The following is a 19,225-nucleotide window of genomic DNA, read 5'->3' on the forward strand; positions in this document are numbered from 1 at the left end:
AAATAAAAATGAAAAAATTTATACTTATTTTGCTTTTTGCTTTTGCCTCAGTGCAAGCGGATTACCCCGTTGATGAGGGCTATAGCTACAGTGATTTGGGTGAGATCTCTCCCGATTCCTATGTCTACCCAGGTTATATGCTGATCCAAGCTTTTAAAGATAACAAGCCTTGGGAAGCCCTGAAGTACTGCACCGAGGAAGCTTTAGTTGACGCGGATTTGAGCGGCAAAACATTTTATTATATTTTAAAATACAATAGCGTGGCTTTTAAAAATCTTGAAAACACAGAGGTTACTATTCGTTCTAGAGCTGAGGGGGTAGTATCAGTAAGTTATTTCGGAGATGATTCAATAGCGCATGAAAAAGCAGTTTCTGCCCGTTTTCGAGTTACAGTTGAAAAAGTCGATGGCAAATACATGATCACGGAGATTCGTTAATGAGATACCTTATTCTCGTACTTATTTTATGCTTGGTTTCCTGTGACTCAGAGCAAAAACCCGTGGCACCAAAAGTTGATCAAGAAGCTTCTTCAAAAGAAACTGCCCTTCCAGAAGAAAAGGTTTTACCAAAAGTGGATGTAAAAGTCGCTTGGCTCAGGGAGTTCCCTAGTGGGGATCGCTATATCCCTCGCCATGATTATACGGAACTTCCCGCTGCCTTGGGGCATAAAGTTTTAGCTGTTTTACAATCCGCTCCCAAGCATGAACCAGATTTGGACATGTATGATTATGCTTCACCTGCTTTAAAAGTGGAGTCCAAAGTTTATTACCTCGCAGCACATCGCATTGTGAACCTCGAAACGAAAGAGACTTATTATTCCGAAGGCCTTTATAAAGAACTCTATGCCGAGTGGTTGCAGTACATAGTAGAAGTCGAGGCAGAAGAAAATGAATAAGTTAATGTACTTCTTAATGTTTTGTGCCTTCAATCTTTTTGCGAGCGATGCCAGTCAACTCGTGGGCAAATGGAACTTTGACTTAGAAGCCACGCAAAAGACTAAAGAATACAAAGCCCTAAAAGAAGCGCCCGACCATTTGGGCTTTTTCAAGGGCGTCAGCACAGAATTCACTGCCGAAGGAAAATTGATTCAGTCGAAGAATGGCAAAGTGATGATGAGTATGGCTTATAAAGTCGTAGCTCAAAAAGGCTCGGAACTTCACGTAGAAATTATCAAGCCAAAAAATGGAAAAGTGGTGGATCAACAAGTTTGCGAAATTAATGATGCTGGCTTGCTCGTGCTTCACTTGGCAAAAAAGGACTTTACAAAAATCATGGCACCGGGCGATGTACCCCTAGTCATGAGCAAAGATAAAAAATCAAAATAAACCTTAGATCGTTTCCTTTATAAGCAATCTAACAATTTTAAAATAAAGCAGGCAAAATGCCTGCGCTTCAAGTAAAAAATTAAAAGTAAACCACTCCGGAGATGGGGAGGGGACACAGGAAAAAAAGAAATGAAAATCATAAAAACTGCGGCTTGCCTAATAGTCTTTGCCTTATCCGCAAAGAGTGAGCCCCAGGTGAACGCCCCCCACGATTCAAAACAGCTACAGCCTATTAAAGCTCAAGCAGAACTTTATGCCTTGGCGGGAATTGACCATGTGAAGTTGATGTGGATTCCCAATCAATGGGAACTCAAGCAATTAGGCTTCAATCTCAAAAGACGCAGACTTAATGGCCAATGGAAGAAACTAAATTCTTCTCCTCTAAAGCCAGAGGTATCTGCCAATAAAAACTATGGAGACTACGGTTTAAATCAGCAGCAAATCACCAAGCTTCAAGATAAGTATAGTCATTGGATTGCGAGTGGTGATTGGTCAGCAATGAGCACAAAAGAAATGCTCGCAGAGCTTCAAGGAGAGGGGGGATTAAGATCCGCTTTTATCTATTGTAAAGAAGATTTCAATCAGGCATTGATGACAGGTTTTGGATATCTTGATAATGACTTTTCTAAAAATGATGTTTTTGAATACGGTCTATTTTCCCTAGACGAGCAAGGGAATGAAGGCTCCTTATTATCATCGCTTATTGTAAAATATCACTCTAAAAACGACCCTATTTACCAAGTCGAACTTTCCTTTAAGAACAAGGGCTACGCGCTTGAATTGGAATGGAATTTATCACTTGATAAATTTAAGCAAGGGGCTTTGCAAGGCTTTACTATTTACCGTAAAAATGAATCGGGTGAATTTGTAGATATAAGCGATGGCGTATTATACCCAGAAATTGTGCGCGGCAAATTAAATCAAGATAATAAAAATTGGTATTTTGAAGATGATAATTGCGACCCAAGTAAAGCGCAGCTCTATGCCATAGTACCTAGTGATTACTTCCAGTCGAGTTTTTCTAAGGATTTTATTTATAGCTATGATCCAGAAGCCAATGCAGGCTTGAGTGACAATCCTGTTATTTCAGATATAAAGAATCTGGGGCCTGGAAATATGCAAATCAATTGGAAGTTAAAAGATCCAAACGAAGCCAATCGCGTATCATATTTTAAGCTCACTATTACGGCATATGGTGTAGAGGGCGACAAGGATGGTTCTGGCTTAAAAACTGTCTTGGCCAAAAAGATTGCTCCCAAGCAAAGAAGCTTTGTGGATAAAACAGCAAAAATTGAAGGCAAAACCTATGCCTATCAATTAAGGGCAATTGATCGCAATGAAGAAGAATTGAGCACCACTAAAAACATAATTTACGAGAAAGTTCTTATTCCAAATGAAATTAAGGGCCTCGTAGCTGATGTGAGTAAAGTCGAGGGCGATATTCAGGTGCACCTTAAGTGGGATGCAAATGAGTCGGGTACAGCTTACTATCGTTTATTTCACGATTTCCGAGACTCAACAAATTCAGGGACTATGTTGGAACAAGGTGGCATTGGTAATGTATACGGAAATTCCTATGAGCTGATTTTTGGTTCGAGTTTAGGTCGAGAAGCGACAGTTGGTCTAGTGCCTGTGAGCACGACAGGTGATCGCGGTACAATGGCGACAATTAAAGTCTTTATGCCTAATTTAGCAATGGACTTTCCTGACTCTCTTGATGTAACAAAAATTGACCGGAATAATCTTAAAATTGATTGGACTTATGATGATAATGTAGAGGACTTAAATGGCTTCCGTCTGTATTTGGATGATAAAATCATACTGGATGAAAAGGTGCTAAATAAAGATTTACGTTCTTATACGGTGGCACTGCCCGATATGACAGAAGGCCAGTCATATCAATATGCTTTGAGTGCGGTGGGTACTGTGGCTGAATCTGAAAAAATGTGGGCCAATGACATTGTTGTGGAGGCAACTCCTGAAGGCTATAAACCTGAAGATTTTACCGTGATCCAAAATGGTGATCAGGTAAGCCTCACTTGGAAAGAAGTCGATTTGGCAGATAAAGGGCTTAGTGGTTTCAGAATTATGGTCGATAACTTAGTAGAGTATGAGTATAACAATATATCGAGCGGCTTAATAACTGACTTCTCTTATAATTGGACTTTGCCTAATGAAGCACGAGCTCGGTATCATTTCCAAGTTGTCCCAATTAAAACGGATCAAGACGATGGGCCTGAAGCAAGAGCTACTTTGAAGTTAAACCAATAGAATCTCGCCATGGTTTTATTTGCTACCAAGTAATAAGTTCCATTACTCATCAGTCATTCTTATTAATTGATTACGCAGAGACGCTAAGACCCAGATTTTTTTGCTGGGAGCGCAGGAATCCTTCCTACTTTAAATAAAGTTGTCAGATCGCTGCGCTTGCAGATCGTTCGCAAGCTCACTGCAGATCTGCCTTCGGCCTGCAGATAAAAGCTGGGAGCCCCGCATTCCATGCGGAAATTGAATTCGTAGTTTTATCTGTGTTAATCTGCGTTCATCTGTGGATGAATTTTGTTTCTCTGTGTCGTACCTTCGGCACTCACTTTTTTTGATCGACCTTATCTCCTAGCTCTCACGAGCCAGGCTGAACTATAACGTACCTTCGGTACTCACAAGGAATGCCGAAGGCATGGTATAACTTAGCCCAATGGCGTAAGCCTTGGGGGGTGGAATAACACAATTAAAATTGAATGCCGAAGGCATGGCATAAAGCTTTATACCTCTCCTTCAGAACCCGAAGTCCATCTAGGACTTTGTCCTTGATGAATTTTTACTGTTAAATATCCTCTCAACCCACACTATTCTTGTATCGACCTAGCCAAGCCCCTAGCTTAGAAAATGAATGTAATCTGATCATTAGACGATGGCTAGATTTAAAGAAAAATAGAAAAAATATTATAAATAATTTCATTGAATGTAACAAAGGGGAGTTTATGGTGTTTGACTAAGTAGAAAGTCAAAACTCATTCAATTTTAACAAAACAGAAGGCTTTTTATCGGTCTAAAAATAATAATGTTTTATTCATAAATGCTTAAAATATTATAAAAAACACTCAATAACTTAGATCTTAATAGGTTAATATAAATAATTTAGGATTAATACATGATGCACAATTTCAAATTAAGCTGCCTACTCTTCTTTTTAATCGCCCAAGGCATGGCGAGTCCTGCCCAAGACTTGTTTAATGGCAATAACCTAGCGGGTTGGAAAGGTGACCTTTCTTATTGGTCAGTAAAAGATGGCGTCATCTTTGGTCAATCAACTAAGGAACATCCCACTGGCGGCACTTTCCTCGTTTGGGACGGCGAAGTGGCTGACTTTGAAATTACTCTCCAAGCTCGCGTCAAAGGAAATAACTCTGGTCTCCAATACAGAAGTAAAATTGCCAACGCGCAACGCTTTACAGTCAATGGTTATCAAGCAGATATAATTGATGCGAACCACCTCTTTGGAATGATGTACCACCAAGGAGAAGGACGTGGAATTGTGGCTCAACGTTTCCAACAAGTGGCCGTCGATAAGCAGGGTAAAAAAACTATCGTTAAAGAATTTGGCGACAAGAATCAGAAGTGGGATGCTAGTCAGTGGAATGAATACCGCGTCATTGCAGTCGGTAATCGTTTGATTCACCAAGTTAATGGTGTCACCACTGTGGACGTTACAGATGATCACCCCAACGCTGCACGCAAGGGTATTCTCGCGCTTCAACTTCACGGCGGAGCTCCAATGACTGCAGAATTTAAAGATATCAAACTTCGCAAAGTCTCAGGTGCTGATGCACAGCAATTACTGAAAAAAACACTCGCTCAAAAAGACACGAAATCTTACCCCTACACTCAAATAAGTACGGCGCCTAATTTCCTTGCGAACAAGAAAGCGCAATGGATTTGGAAAAAGGGTAAATCAGATGATTCACCCCTCTACTTAACACAGACTTTTAATGTAAAAGGCAAAGTAAAATCGGCTCATATTCTTAGCAGCTGTGATAATGAAATGAAATTATGGCTCAACGGCGAATTACTTCATTCAAGTAAAGAATGGAATAATGCCTACCAATCAGAAAATCTCGCTCAAAAACTTAAAATGGGCTCTAACCTATTAGCAGTAGAAGCCAAAAATGCTGGTGGCCTCGCCGCTTTCATGGGTAAAATAATTCTCGAATTTAAAGATGGAAAGACAGAAGAAATCGTCAGTGATTTAAATTGGAAAGCTTCTGAAACCGCAGCTAAAAACTGGCAGAATGACGCCAGCGCATCGGCACAATGGTCAGACGAACTGCTCACACACGGTGACTTAGGCGTTTCTCCTTGGGGTCAGTTTGGCTTAAAAGCCGACAATTCAAAAGGCGGTAATACTGCTGCCCTAAAAGACTTTAAAATCCAAGAAATCTTTAAATTCCCCCATGAATATGGTTCGCAAGTTGCCATGGCAGTGGATGACCAAGGTCGCTTGTATGTCTCCGGTCAAAAAAACATGGGCCTCTACCGCATGACGCTCAACCCAGACACCGAACAATTTTCGATTGTAAAAATGCCTTTAGAACTGAAGGGGACACGCGGGATGGTTTGGCATAAAAACTCACTTTATTATTACTTTAAAAATGGCGGCTTAATGCGCTTGTGGGACAGCAATGGTGACGACATGCTCGATAGCAGTGAGCTTTATCAAACCGCTTTCAATGGCTCAGAGCACGGCAGCCATAGCGTCGTTGTTGCGCAAGATCAAAAAGATTTCTACCTCGTGGGAGGTAACCACACGCCAAAACCAAAAGATGAGATCGTTTCTTTTTCTCGAGTTCAATCTTGGGACGAAGACTTACTCCTCGAACGCGAATGGGACGGCAATAATCATGCTCGCGGCGTTTACGCTCCCGGCGGTCACATCACGCGCTATAATCCTGAGACTAAAAAGAACGAAATTTTTGCCATCGGTTTCCGCAACCAATTTGATATCGCCTTCAATGCTTGGGGCGACATGTTCACTTACGACGCCGATATGGAATGGGACATGGGCACACCTTGGTACCGTCCAACGCGTATTAACTTTGTTGCCAGTGGCTCCGACTACGGCTGGAGATCTGGCTCAGGTAAATGGCCTGCGTACTATGAAGATAGCTTGCCCTCAATTTTAGATATTGGTCCAGGTTCTCCAACGGGCATGGTTTCTGGTGTCGGAGCTAAGTTCCCCGCTAAATATCAAAAAGCCGTTTATGCTTTTGACTGGACTTACGGAACGGTTCACGCCCTACATCTCAAGACAGATGGCGCGGGTTATAAAGCAGAGAGAGAAAGCTTTGCTTTTGGCGAACCGATGCCTCTTACCGATGGACTCATTGGCAAAGATGGTGCCATGTACTTCCTCACAGGCGGTCGCGGTACGGACTCAAGACTCTACCGTGTGAGCTATGAGGGATCAGAATCAACGGCCCCCATTGCTAACAACCCATCAGAGATCCCTGCCATTCATCAATTGCGTCGCAAACTCGAAACTTTCCATGGCGTCGTTAAGCCCAATGCGATTGCTGAAGCCTGGCCACACCTTTCAAGTACTGATCGTTGGTTAAGACACGCCGCTCGTGTAGCCATTGAATCTCAGCCTGTAGATGACTGGAAGAACAAAGTGTTCACAAGTAACAATCCCCAAGCCACGATCACTGGCGCTGTTGCCCTTGCTCGCATGGGTTCAAAAGAAGATCAAGATCAACTCATTAAGAGCCTGCTGAAAGTTAAATTTAAGAACCTACAAGTCCAACAAAAACTTGGTTTACTGCGTGCTTACGCTCTGACTTTTATTCGCATGGGTGAGCCCAAAGAAAACTTACGCCAAGCAGTCATTAAGCAATTAGATCCGCGTTTACCTGCCAAAGAAGATGATTTAAATACTGAGTTACTTCGCGTTCTCGTTTACCTCAAGGCTCCGGGAATTATTGAAAAAGGCATGGCACTGATCGAAAGAGATGAGCCCAACAAGCTGCCTGAATGGCAAGGTGAACTCTTGAATCGAAACAAAGGTTATGCACGCGCCATTAACAAAATGATCAACGACTACCCGCCCGTACAGAAACTTGGTTATGCCTTTATCTTGCGCAATCTCAAAACCGCTTGGACTCTCGATCAACGCAGAACATACATCTCCTTCCTCAACTCAGCGGCTAAACATCCTGGTGGCAATAGCTACGCCAAATTCCTCATGAATATTCGTGGGCAAGTGCTCACTGAATTGAGCAAAGAAGATCGTCTCGCTCTCACTGATATTACCGGTGAAGACTTTAACGCGAAACCTAAGTTCAAAATCACTGCGCCCAAAGGACCTGGCAGAATGTGGACAGTCAAAGAAGCGAGTCAATTCACTCACCGCGGTGCTCGCAAAAAAGCTGATTTAAAGAATGGTCGTAACCTCTTCCACGCGGCTGCCTGCGCTTCTTGTCACCGTTTTGATGGTCTCGGCGGCGATATTGGTCCTGACTTGAGCATGGTGAGAACGAAGTTTGATGACCGTTACTTACTCGAATCAATCATTGAACCGAGCAAGAATATTTCCGATCAATACAGCTCCAAAATCATCACCTTGAAAGACAAGACTCAAATCAATGGCTTAGTGATGCCTCGTGAGCTTCATTACGATGTTTACCCCACCACAAAAACCAACAAAGAAGTGAAGCCCAAGCAGATTCCTTTTGATGACGTGGTTAAAATTGAAGACTCTCCTTACTCGCAAATGCCTCCCATGCTAATCAATAGCATGAACAAAGACGAAATTCGCGATCTCATTGCCTACCTTCTCTCCACGGGTATTAAGGAATAATTTAAAGACGAGAAGTATGAATAATTTCCTCTATTTTTTATGCTTCTTGTAACAGGGCTAAAACTTTAGGGTTTGATCCTTGTAACAAAGCAAAAACTTATGTTGTATTTTATACATAATGTTTAAAGACTAAGAACAAGGGTCACATTCATGCTCAAAACAAAAACTTTCCTACTTCCTCTCTCACTCATTGTCGCAAGTGGCTGTGCCCTTGTGGGAAATGATTCAAAGGTGGAAAAGAAAATTGCTAAAGTCAATTTCAACAAAGATATTCGCCCCATCCTCTCCGATAAATGCTTTCATTGCCACGGGCCCGATGAAGAAGAACGCAAAGGTGATTTGCGTTTGGATATTCCCGATGGACCAGAAGGTGCATTCCGCGTCTTAGATGGCATTGCTTCCATTATTCCTGGCAACCCAGAAGAAAGTGAAGTTTTTTATCGTATCAGCACGGATGATAGCGATGATATCATGCCTCCCAAAAAATCGCATAAAGCGGCTTTAACTGCTGAAGAAATCGCTCTCTTTAAACGCTGGATCGAAGAGGGTGCAACTTGGTCCAAGCACTGGGCTTTTGAACCGATCAAAACCGTGAAAGTCCCTGAAGTTGATGATCAAGATAAAGTCGAAAATCCCATCGATAATTTTATTCTTTCGCGTTTAGAGCAAGAAGGTTTAGAAGCGAGTGATGAAGCCTCGAAAGAAAAACTCATTCGCCGCCTCTCTTACGACCTCAATGGCCTTCCCCCAAGCCTCGAGGAAGTCAAAAATCTCCTCGAAGATGATTCCGATAATTCCTACGAAAAAGTTGTAGATAAATTCTTAGCCAAGCCCGCTTACGGCGAACGCATGGCATTGCCTTGGCTCGACATGGCTCGATACGGCGACTCATCCGTTTACCATGCCGATGGACCAAGAACCATGTGGCCTTGGCGCGACTGGGTGATTGATGCTTACAATAAAAACATGCCCTTCGATCAATTCTCTATCGAACAGATTGCCGGTGATCACTTGCCGAATGCGACAACGAATCAAAAAGTTGCCACAGCTTTTTTAAGAAATAACGGCACCACAGATGAAGGCGGTGCTTTCCCCGAAGAATACCGTGTGGAATACACGGTTGACCGCCTCAGCACCGTTTCTAAAATCTGGTTGGGACTCACTACGGAATGTGCGCAATGCCACGACCACAAATACGACCCCATCACTCAGAAAGAGTTCTTTGAAATGTACGCTTTCTTTAACGTGGCTGCAGATAAAGGCATGCAATCCAGAAATGGTAACGCCGCACCGACGATCCCCATTCACGATAATCCTTATCAGAAGAAAATGATTGGCGAACTTCAGGCTAAGTTATCCACGGCAGATAAAAACATTGAGAAGTTCCATAAAGATCACCAAGCCGCCTTCAATCAATGGTTGGCGCAAAACTCAAATCAACTCAAAGCTGCTCCTGCAGGCTTGAAACACTTCTTCCCTTTAAGATCCCGCGAACAAGTCGATAATTTTGCCCAGTTGGCTTTTATGGAAGCGCCAAAAAATCATAATATTCGAGTCGTTAATGGCATTGATGAGAAAATTGACGGGAAGACGAAAAAACCTATCGCGAAAACTCAAGCCACTATTTTACGTCATGCCATGTATAACAGCATTCCGAAAATCTTTGATTCCAATCAAGCCTCAACACTTTCCTTCCACTTAAAGTACGCACCGCAAAAAGAAAAACATACCATTCTCGGTCAAGCGCAGCAACACAACGCCCAAGGTTTGGAACTCTATGTAAATGACAACAAACTCGGTTTTAGTTACGTAAGAATTCCCAATAAAGAACGGCTCTTTGTAGAAGCTGAGCAGGAGTTGCTGCACAATAAATGGCAGCACATCACCGTCACTTACGATGGTAGCCAAAAAGCCAGTGGCGTAAAAATGTATCTCAATGGGCAGTTAATTAAACAAAAAACTATCCACGATAGCTTAAAGCCACAATTCACTAATAATCACCCCTTCATGATTGGTCGTCGCCACACAGGTAAGAACACTAATAATCCCATAACGCTCTTACAAATTTACGATCGCGCCCTCGCTCCAAATGAAATCGCTAACCTCGCTTCTTTGAGCTACAAAGACTTAGCTTTTGGAAAGAACGCCAATCCTAATTTCACCATGAATTTGAAGAATGCTTTTTACCAAAAAAATAAACTGAACTTCAAGCCGCTACTCACACAAAGACATGTGACGCTTAAGCCTTTGAATGATTTCAAAAACCTCAATGTCATGATCATGCAGGATCAGCCAAAAGCCCAGGCAAGAAAAACTTATATTCTCGATCGCGGCGCTTATGACCAACCGAAAAAGGATTTGGAGATCTTCCCTAATACGCCTAAAGCTCTCCCTACAATGAAGACAAACCATGGAAAAAACCGCCTCGGTTTTGCTCAGTGGATCATGGACAAAGACAATACCCTGACCGCACGTGTCACCGTCAACCGCTACTGGATGATGCTCTTTGGCAAAGGCCTCGTGAGTACCTCTTCAGATTTCGGTAACCAAGGTTCATGGCCCACTCACCCTGAGCTCCTCGATTGGCTCGCCACTGATTTCAGAGATAATGGCTGGAATGTTAAGCGTACCATCAAGCAGATTGTCATGTCGAAAACCTACCGTCAAGACTCCGCTGTTACAGAAGAACTTCTCAAGCGTGATAGACAAAATAAGCTCTATGCTCGCGGTCCACGCTTCCGTTTAGCTGGCGAACACATTCGCGACTCAGCTCTACAAGTAGGCGGTTTGCTAAGTCCGCAAATCGGTGGCGAGTCGGTCAAACCCTATCAGCCTAGTGGCCTTTGGAACGAAGTTTCGCTTCTCGGCAATGTTCGCTTTGTTCAAGACAAAGGAGAAAAGAATTATCGCAAGAGTATTTACACTTACTACAAGCGTTCCTCTCCCATCCCCAACATGTCGACTTTTGATGCTCCCTCACGTGAAAAGTGCACCATTGAACGTTCAAGAACGAATACCCCCCTGCAGGCTTTAGTCACCCTCAATGATCCGATCTTTGTTGAAGCCGCTCGCTTCTTTGCCGAAAGAATTATCAAAGAAGGCGGTAAAAACTTTGACGACAAAATTCACTACGCTTTCAAATCGTCTTTAGCCGTAGATGCCGAGCCCTACCAAGTGACTCACGTCAAAGCCTTCTATAAGAGACGCCTAGCAGAATTTCAAAAAGACCCAAAACTCGCTGATGCCCTCCTGAGCATCGGTGATAGCGAGCGAGATAAAACACTCGATCCTGCGGAACACGCAAGTTGGACTCTCATTGCTCAATTAGTATTAAATTTAGACGAAAATCTCAATAAGGAATAATCATTATGAATTTACGTATGGATAGACGTCAAGCACTCAAAAGCGGTTTAGGACTTGGGGCCATGGCCTTAGGTGGTTTGCAAAACAATCTTTTTGCGAGTGCAGACGGAGGCATCGGCCACGATTTTAGAACCAAAGTCCCCGCCAAAGCTAAGAGAGTCATTTACCTTTTCATGTCTGGTGGACCTTCACATATGGATTCATTTGACTTTCACCCTGAAATGAGAAAACTCCATGGCACTGAGCTGCCTGATTCGGTGAGAAATGGTCAACGTATCACGGGTATGACTAGCGGTCAAAAATCTTTCCCTTGTGTGGCTCCGATGCACGAATTCAAACGTCATGGCCAAATGGGAACATGGGTTTGCGAACACTTGCCTCACACGGCAAAAATGGTGGATAAACTCACCATTGTAAAATCCATGCACACCGAAGCTGTGAACCACGACCCTGCGATCACCTATATCAACACTGGGAGTCAAATTGTCGGCCACCCGAGTTTAGGTGCCTGGCTCAGTTATGGTATTGGTAGCGAAAATCATAACCTCCCCTCTTATATCACCATGATTTCTAAGGGTGTGGGCAATCCCCAAGCACTCTACTCCCGACTCTGGGGCAGCGGCATGCTCCCTTCAAAACACGCTGGTGTCAAATTCCGTAGCGGTAGCGAAGCCGTCTTGTATCTCGATAACCCAAAAGGTGTGAGCAGAAGATCTCGCCGTGACCTCTTAGATGTGCTCGGAGGATTCAACAAAAGTCATCACGAAAAGATGAGAGATCCCGAAATTGATGCGCGCATCGCCCAATACGAAATGGCTTATCGCATGCAAACAGAAGTGCCCGACACACTCGATTTAAGCAAAGAATCAAAAGCGACACTCGATCTCTATGGCCCCGATGTTATGAAGCCGGGTAGCTTTGCCAATAACTGTATCAAAGCTCGTAAACTCAGTGAAAATGGCGTGCGCTTCATTCAGCTTTTCCACCGTAACTGGGATCACCATAGCAACCTGCCAAAAAGTTTTAAAGGCCAATGTAAGCTCATTGATCAACCCTCCATGGGACTTTTAAAAGACTTGGAAAGTCGCGGTTTGCTCGAAGATACACTCGTGGTTTGGGGCGGTGAATTCGGTCGTACGATTTATTCACAAGGTCAACTGACAAAAAATAATCACGGTCGCGATCACCATGGTCGTTGCTTCACCTACTGGATGGCCGGTGGCGGAGTCAAGCAAGGCTTTGAATATGGTAAGACAGATGAATACGCTTACAATATCGTAGAGAACCCCGTTCACATCAATGACTTCAATGCCACTGTTCTTCACCTCTTAGGTATTGACCATGAGAAGTTCTCGATCAAACACCAAGGTTTAGACATGCGTTTAACTGGTGTTGAACCACGTAAAGTCATCCACGATATCATTGCATAATTAACTTTAAAAAATCAATTTAATTTACAATAATATTTTCGAGTAGCATATTTATTAGGATACTTATACGACCTACTAAATTTTGTGAGAATCCTCACACTAAAAGTGTACTTAATTTGTTACTTTTTTGTTATAATCGAAGCCCTAACCGACCTAGAAATTAAAATAAATTATTATTAATTAACAACTTAGAATAGTTGATAACATTAAGGCTCAATGATTGCTGCTTAAATTTGTTAAATCTGTTGAAATTAAGGTGATTTATAATGATTTACAAAAACATTCTACAAAAAATAACATTTATTTATGTGATTTTATTAACTTTATCCGGCTTTTCCGAAGGTACCATTTCTCCTGTGCAATCGTTAGATCGTCCAATGGACTTGGATATTGTAAGTCCCGTTTATCAATATGCTTCCGATGAACGCTCCACAGACTTTTATAACAATTACCTTCCCGAAGTTCTAGATATAGTTAATCAAAATCTTGCAGAAAACATCTCACTTACAAGTGAAACTGTGAGTAGCTTATCAGTCGACCCTAGTAAATTGACATTTACACAAGATTATGACGCGAGAGTGTATTTTGTTAAAGATGGTGCTGGTTATCATAATTCTTTAGGCTTTAATCCCGATGGCGTTGGAGTTGATGAAGGGACCCCACAACTAGTTTTTCCTGATGCAAGCTATCATCGAAAGTTGCAATATTGGAATGAAGAACAACCTCTAAGAATTGGTGATTACGTAGAATTAGGAACTATTTCGGCAGGAACAACTTTAGACTTCTTTGTGATCCCCGATGGAGCTGACGGAGGTACAAATAGAGGTTTCACTCCATTTACCACAGTGACTGAAATGAACCCCGATGGGATCCAGCATGCAATCAGCTTTGCTATCGAGGATTCACCATACATAATAATGGGCTTTGAGGATATTTATAATGGTGGTGACCAAGATTATAATGATTTATTATTTGTTGTAGATATAGGACAAAATGCAGTACAAAATGTCATTGATAACTCGGCTTTAGTACCTGAGCCTGAGGAAATTTTGATTCTTATTATTTTTTCTATGTTTCTTATTAAATATTTAAAAGTTAATCAGTTTTCACTAAACCTTAGCTAATAATGAATCCATAATTTAAATCATTAAAACTTAATAATAATTAAATATATAAAAAACTTATAATGAGACACACATGAAAGTTAATAGAATGACAGGAAGCAAATTATTAATTCTTATATTTATAAGTAGTTTGCAGTATATATACGCAGATCCATTAAAGTTATCCCTCGACTTCACCAATTATATCGATGGCACACAACCTGATCAATTAATTTCAAATACAGGTACTGCTTTCGACGGATTAAAATTAGGTATGGTGTATCTAGATGTTGTCAATACTTCACCATATAGTATTGATGCTGTATTATCAAGCACTTCAAGCTATGTAGGAAATTACAACCGAAATGGCGCAGTTGGTTCAGACATCCAAATTAACCAGGCTATCAACCAGTTGAGTACATACAACTTATCTTTCTATGAATCTGGAACTACAAATTTATTCGACTTTGAAAGTCTACCTGATGATATTAATTATAGTTTATCGCTGTATGATATTGATGGTTCAATAAGAAACGGTGTCAGAACTGAAACTATTGAATTTCTCACTGATGGTGAATTTCAATTGACTACTACTACAACTGTTGATCAAATCGGAGATACACTCTTTACTAATCAACAAGTCGGTAATGTTCCAAATCCTCTAGAAGGCGCAACTGACCTTACTGCCCAACAAGAGGATGCAAGTGTTATAGCTAATTTTACTAACCAAAACTCGATAGACTTTATAGCTACCACTGGAGGAGTAGGCGGAAATAGAAATATATTTATCGATGGTGGTGATTTTGTAGAATTTGATAATGCAACCGTAGCTCCTGGGGCTCCAACTCCTCCCTTCTTTGCTTTAGTAATTTTTATGATGATTTCTGCATTAAAATCCCGAATTTAATGTAATTAAGGCTGAAAATTAAAGGCGCCAAGGGCACATAGCATAACTCAGCCTATAATTTCAACCATAGGACCTGAGTTCTCATGCTCATTCCCTTCTGAAGGAACGGCGCATAAATCATAATGCATCCGTAACTATATATGCCTCGCCTCCCTCGTGAGCAAATCTCGCATAAAACATCTTGATCCGTCCCCTCATCCCACTCTTGTGCTCATTCTTACGCTATTTTATCGGTGATTTTGTCGCAAATCACACAAGGATCTTGTTTCATTCGTAAAAGCAAATTGTTTATTACTCAAAACAAATGGACCCTTTATGAAATCACCTCTTTTATTCTCTTTACTTATTTCCTTGTCTTTTGCGATCTTCGCAAATGAACGCCCCAAGCCCAATGTCTTACTCATTTTTACTGATGACCTCGGTTGGCAAGACGTCAAATGTTACGATATTGACGAACCTTCCGCTCACGAAACCCCCAATCTCGATCGACTCGCTAGTGAAGGGGTCATGTTCTGGCAAGCCTATTCCCCTGCGCCAACCTGTGCGCCTTCTCGCGGTGCTGTTTTAGCGGGCAAGCACCCTGTTCGTCTCAAACGTCCTCACGTCGTTGGCGGAGCACCCCCCGTCCCCAATCACGAAAGAGGCTGGTCAATGATTGCCCCTTGGTATCGCGGACGTCTCCCGATCTCCGAAACTATTCTTCCCGAAGTCCTCAAAACAAATGGCTACTACACGGGTCATGTGGGCAAATGGCATATCGCCATTGACCATCACGCCTACCCTCAGCCCATCGATCACGGCTTCGATTTCACTCGATCTTCCCGTGGAGCGACTGGTGGTGGACGCAAAGATCGCCTCAGTGATTTTGCCACCAAAGACAAAAATGATCCCTACCGCCTCGATGATAATGATTTCCCCTTCCATCAAAACAACGAAGATGCCTTAACTTTCATCAAAGAGAATAAAGACAAGCCTTTCTTCCTCTACTACGCGACTTGGCTCGTTCACACACCCATTCACACACGCAGCCGCCCGCTCTTAGAAAAATACTGCAAAAAACTTGGTATTGATTTCCCTACTGACCCCAAAGGTTGGGATACACCTGGACAAAACAACCCCTATTACGCTGCCATGGTCGAGATGCTCGATTATTACGTCGGCCAAATTTTCACTTACCTCAAAGAAACTGATGATCCCCGCTGGCCTGGTCACAAACTCATTGAAAATACCTACATCATTTTCACTTCCGATAATGGTGGTATGGAAGGTCACCCCGGTGAAGTTATCACTGACAATTACCCCCTCGACAAAGGGAAAATCAACGCCCAAGAAGGTGGCATTCGCGTTCCTCTCATCATTACTGGCCCCGGCATACCCACCAATGTAAAAACAGATGTGCTCGCCAATGGCATGGACTTCTTTCCCACGATCCTTGAATGGACGGGAACTGCGAAACCCGCAAACTTAGAATTCGATGGTTCCGATATCTCTGCGCTGCTCGCAAAAGATCCCAATGATCCTACACTCGTAAAAGATCCAAAGGGTGGCGTTCGCAACTCCATGATGCATCACTTCCCCAATAGTGCGTCCATGCACTCAACCTTACGTATTGACGGTTGGAAAATCATTCGCAATTACATGCCGAGTAAACCCAAGCTCGAACTCTATCAGCTCTATGATGATAAGGGTCAACGCGTCGACATCGAAGAAAGTAAAAACTTAGCGTCAAAATTCCCCGAAAAAGCTAAAGAAATGAATCGTTTGCTCCAAGAAAGACTCGATGAAATGGATGCCGATTATCCCCATAAAAACCCCTACTCACACCATTTCAAAGGCCAGGCAAAAACAAGCCCTCTCGTTCTTAGCAATACAAGATCCGGCTCACGAGTTACTCTTAACTACAAAAACCGTGGGAACTCAATTAAAAAAGCCTACCTCATGTACACCCTCAATGGTGCGCAAAATTCCGAAGAGTGGTACCGCATGGATGCCACAGTCAAAGGCAAATCAATCACAGCCAAGCTCCCCAAGGGCACCACCCATTACATCTTCAACCTCATCGATGATCAGGACTTTCTCGTTTCCTACCCACGCATGGGCCAGCTCGGTCAATTCAAAAAGCGTGGCCAATACTCCGAAAAAGCTCTCCCAGTGAAATAAAGATTGCTGTACTTGCAGATCGTTCGCAGGCTCACTACAAGACCGCGCTACGCTACAAGATTAATAATAAAGTGCCGAAGGTACGGCATAACTCAGCCTAGTACACCAGTGCTAGGTAAATAGATCAACATAAATCGAGTGCCGAAGGTACGGCATAACTCAGCCTAGTACGCCAGTGCTAGGTAAATAGATCAACATAAATCGAGTGCCGAAGGTACGGCATAACTCAGCCTAGTACGCCAGTGCTAGGTAAATAGATCAACATAAATCGAGTGCCGAAGGTACGGCATAACTCAGCCTAGTACGCCAGTGCTAGGTAAATAGATCAACATAAATCGAGTGCCGAAGGTACGGCATAACTTAGCCAAGGGCGCCAGCCTTGGGAGATGGAATAACACAATTAAAATTGAATGCCAAGGGCATGGCATAGGGCTTATAAGGGTAGGGAAGACTCCTTGCGGAGTCTCCCCTCCTTCCGAACCGTACGTGCGGTTCTCCCGCATACGGCTCTCCAGTCAGTGCTTACTCCGAAGAGACTGAAATTCCAGTTTCCAGGCTTCTTCCAGTGAAAAGAAGCCTAGATCTGTAAAGTAGGCTTTATTGTATTTACGAGTATCAATCATGCGATGAGAACCTTTCTTGCGATTATATTTGGCTATAATACTGCGCAGTCTTCTGCGTGTAAATTCATCTATACCTCGCATTGCATACACAGTGGAGTGCTTGAAGTATTGATACCATCCGAGAAGATTTGGCCGAAGGTAAGCAATTATGTCCTCTATTGAGTCCTTATTGCTTCTCCTCGTTTTCTTGCGTATGGCATCTTTGCATTTCTTCAGGCTCTGCTTCCTTGGCCAACGTTTAATGCGATGTGTATTTCGCGTTCTCTCGAAATGGTATCCGAGAAACTCGAAGTACTCGCACTTCTCTGTCATGTCGGCAATTCGCGTTTTTTCTGGATGAAGTTTCAGCCCATTGGCTTTCATCCACCTTCGCGTTTTGCGCAATGCCCTTTTGGCTGATTCTTTACTTTTACACATGATCAGGAAATCGTCTGCATAGCGCACTATCTCGAATCCAGCCTCGGTCATCTTGTGATCAAAGAGATCAAGATAGATATTTGCTAACAGAGGACTGATAATTCCTCCCTGCGGTGTACCTTCTTCAGGTTCCCAATGTTTGAGACCATCAAAGATATTGGCTTTGAGGAATTGTTCGATCAGATCAAGAATTTTACCATCAATGATCTTTTCCTTGACTCGACTCATGAGTTTCTCATGTGGTATAGTATCGAAGTAGCTTTGGATGTCGGCATCCATAACATAGAGATAGCCCTGCTTTAACAATTCATTCACTCGTCTAAGTGCATCCTTGCAACCCAGCTTTGGACGAAATCCAAAACTGTAGGGCGAGAAGTCGATATCGAATATCGGCTCTATCACATGTTTCAGAGCTGTTTGAACTACTCGATCACGCACTGTGGGTATTCCCAAAGGTCTGGTCTTTCGACCATCACCTTTTGGGATTTCCACTCGGCGCACTGCACTGGGATCATACCTTCCATCTTGCAGTTCTTCGAGAAGCTTAGCATTATTATACTCCAGCTCTGATTCGTAGCGCTCGATTGATACCATGTCCACTCCATGTTTGCCCTTATTTGAACACACTTTCTCCCAAGCCTCCATAATATTATTCTTACGCATCAGCTTATCTGATAAGCTGTACCACTTGCCTCTTTCAACTCCTCTATGAAGAGTTTTCAGCATCTGATCCGTCCAGACAGAAGGTGACGCCCACGCTTGTATTTCAACAAAGCGTTCATCTCGTCGTAATATTTGTTTAGCCATTTCTGACATTCTTATATTCCTTCTATTCTTTTCTTCTCAGTTTCACCTTCCTGCCCCCCTTTGCTCCAGTGACTTTCACCACCTTCATCGCTACTATGAGGGCTCTGACTCCTGCGTGGCGGATTAATCCGTACTGCCCACACAGGTCTCCCTACTTGATCCACAACACCTTCACACCATTCCGTCACCAAACACCTGTCAGCGTCTATACACCGCTTTTCTTTCCGCCTTTCTTCA

General features: G+C 42.7%; 12 protein-coding genes. 10 read left to right on the forward strand and 2 right to left on the reverse strand.

Features of this window, described 5'->3' with window-relative positions:
- The first annotated feature begins 8 nt into the window (after positions 1-8).
- The 10 genes from LNTAR_RS02335 to LNTAR_RS02380 all read left to right on the forward strand — a co-directional run bounded on the left by LNTAR_RS02335 (position 9) and on the right by LNTAR_RS02380 (position 17,141).
- A complete protein-coding gene (locus tag LNTAR_RS02335) occupies positions 9-437 on the forward strand; it encodes a hypothetical protein (RefSeq protein ID WP_007277021.1) in 429 nt (142 codons plus the stop codon).
- Positions 437-895 (forward strand): hypothetical protein, encoded by a 459-nt coding sequence (locus LNTAR_RS02340; protein WP_007277022.1) that lies wholly within the window; start codon positions 437-439, stop codon positions 893-895. Before LNTAR_RS02335 ends, LNTAR_RS02340 begins: the two co-directional genes overlap by 1 nt.
- On the forward strand, positions 888-1,325 hold the full coding sequence (locus LNTAR_RS02345) for a hypothetical protein (RefSeq protein WP_007277023.1): 438 nt from the start codon (positions 888-890) through the stop codon (positions 1,323-1,325). The genes LNTAR_RS02340 and LNTAR_RS02345 overlap by 8 nt, the downstream gene beginning before the upstream one ends.
- A 129-nt stretch (positions 1,326-1,454) precedes the next feature.
- Positions 1,455-3,596 carry a fibronectin type III domain-containing protein gene (locus LNTAR_RS02350; protein ID WP_007277024.1) on the forward strand — a complete coding sequence of 714 codons (2,142 nt, stop codon included), beginning with the start codon at positions 1,455-1,457 and terminating at the stop codon, positions 3,594-3,596.
- 880 nt (positions 3,597-4,476) lie between these two features.
- A complete protein-coding gene (locus LNTAR_RS02355) occupies positions 4,477-8,178 on the forward strand; it encodes a 3-keto-alpha-glucoside-1,2-lyase-like domain-containing protein (protein WP_007277025.1) in 3,702 nt (1,233 codons plus the stop codon).
- Between the two features lie 150 nt (positions 8,179-8,328).
- Positions 8,329-11,541, forward strand: a complete 3,213-nt coding sequence (locus tag LNTAR_RS02360; protein ID WP_007277026.1) for a DUF1553 domain-containing protein — start codon at positions 8,329-8,331, stop codon at positions 11,539-11,541.
- Between the two features lie 5 nt (positions 11,542-11,546).
- Positions 11,547-12,971 carry a DUF1501 domain-containing protein gene (locus LNTAR_RS02365; protein ID WP_007277027.1) on the forward strand — a complete coding sequence of 475 codons (1,425 nt, stop codon included), beginning with the start codon at positions 11,547-11,549 and terminating at the stop codon, positions 12,969-12,971.
- 266 nt (positions 12,972-13,237) lie between these two features.
- Positions 13,238-14,095 carry a DUF4114 domain-containing protein gene (locus LNTAR_RS02370; protein ID WP_007277028.1) on the forward strand — a complete coding sequence of 286 codons (858 nt, stop codon included), beginning with the start codon at positions 13,238-13,240 and terminating at the stop codon, positions 14,093-14,095.
- 73 nt (positions 14,096-14,168) lie between these two features.
- On the forward strand, positions 14,169-14,981 hold the full coding sequence (locus tag LNTAR_RS02375; RefSeq protein WP_007277029.1) for a PGAP-CTERM sorting domain-containing protein: 813 nt from the start codon (positions 14,169-14,171) through the stop codon (positions 14,979-14,981).
- Positions 14,982-15,296: 315 nt separating this feature from the next.
- Complete coding sequence (locus LNTAR_RS02380) at positions 15,297-17,141, forward strand: sulfatase (RefSeq protein ID WP_007277030.1); 1,845 nt, start codon at positions 15,297-15,299, stop codon at positions 17,139-17,141.
- Between the two features lie 515 nt (positions 17,142-17,656).
- On the opposite strand, the gene ltrA is transcribed toward LNTAR_RS02380, so the two are convergent.
- Together ltrA and LNTAR_RS27035 are read right to left on the reverse strand one after the other, a co-directional pair.
- On the reverse strand, positions 17,657-18,997 hold the full coding sequence (gene ltrA, locus LNTAR_RS02385; RefSeq protein ID WP_007276687.1) for a group II intron reverse transcriptase/maturase: 1,341 nt from the start codon (positions 18,995-18,997) through the stop codon (positions 17,657-17,659).
- Positions 18,998-18,999: 2 nt separating this feature from the next.
- Positions 19,000-19,176 (reverse strand): hypothetical protein, encoded by a 177-nt coding sequence (locus tag LNTAR_RS27035; RefSeq protein ID WP_007276686.1) that lies wholly within the window; start codon positions 19,174-19,176, stop codon positions 19,000-19,002.
- Positions 19,177-19,225 lie beyond the last annotated feature (49 nt).

It is taken from the genome of Lentisphaera araneosa HTCC2155 (genome assembly GCF_000170755.1).
Lineage (GTDB): Bacteria > Verrucomicrobiota > Lentisphaeria > Lentisphaerales > Lentisphaeraceae > Lentisphaera > Lentisphaera araneosa.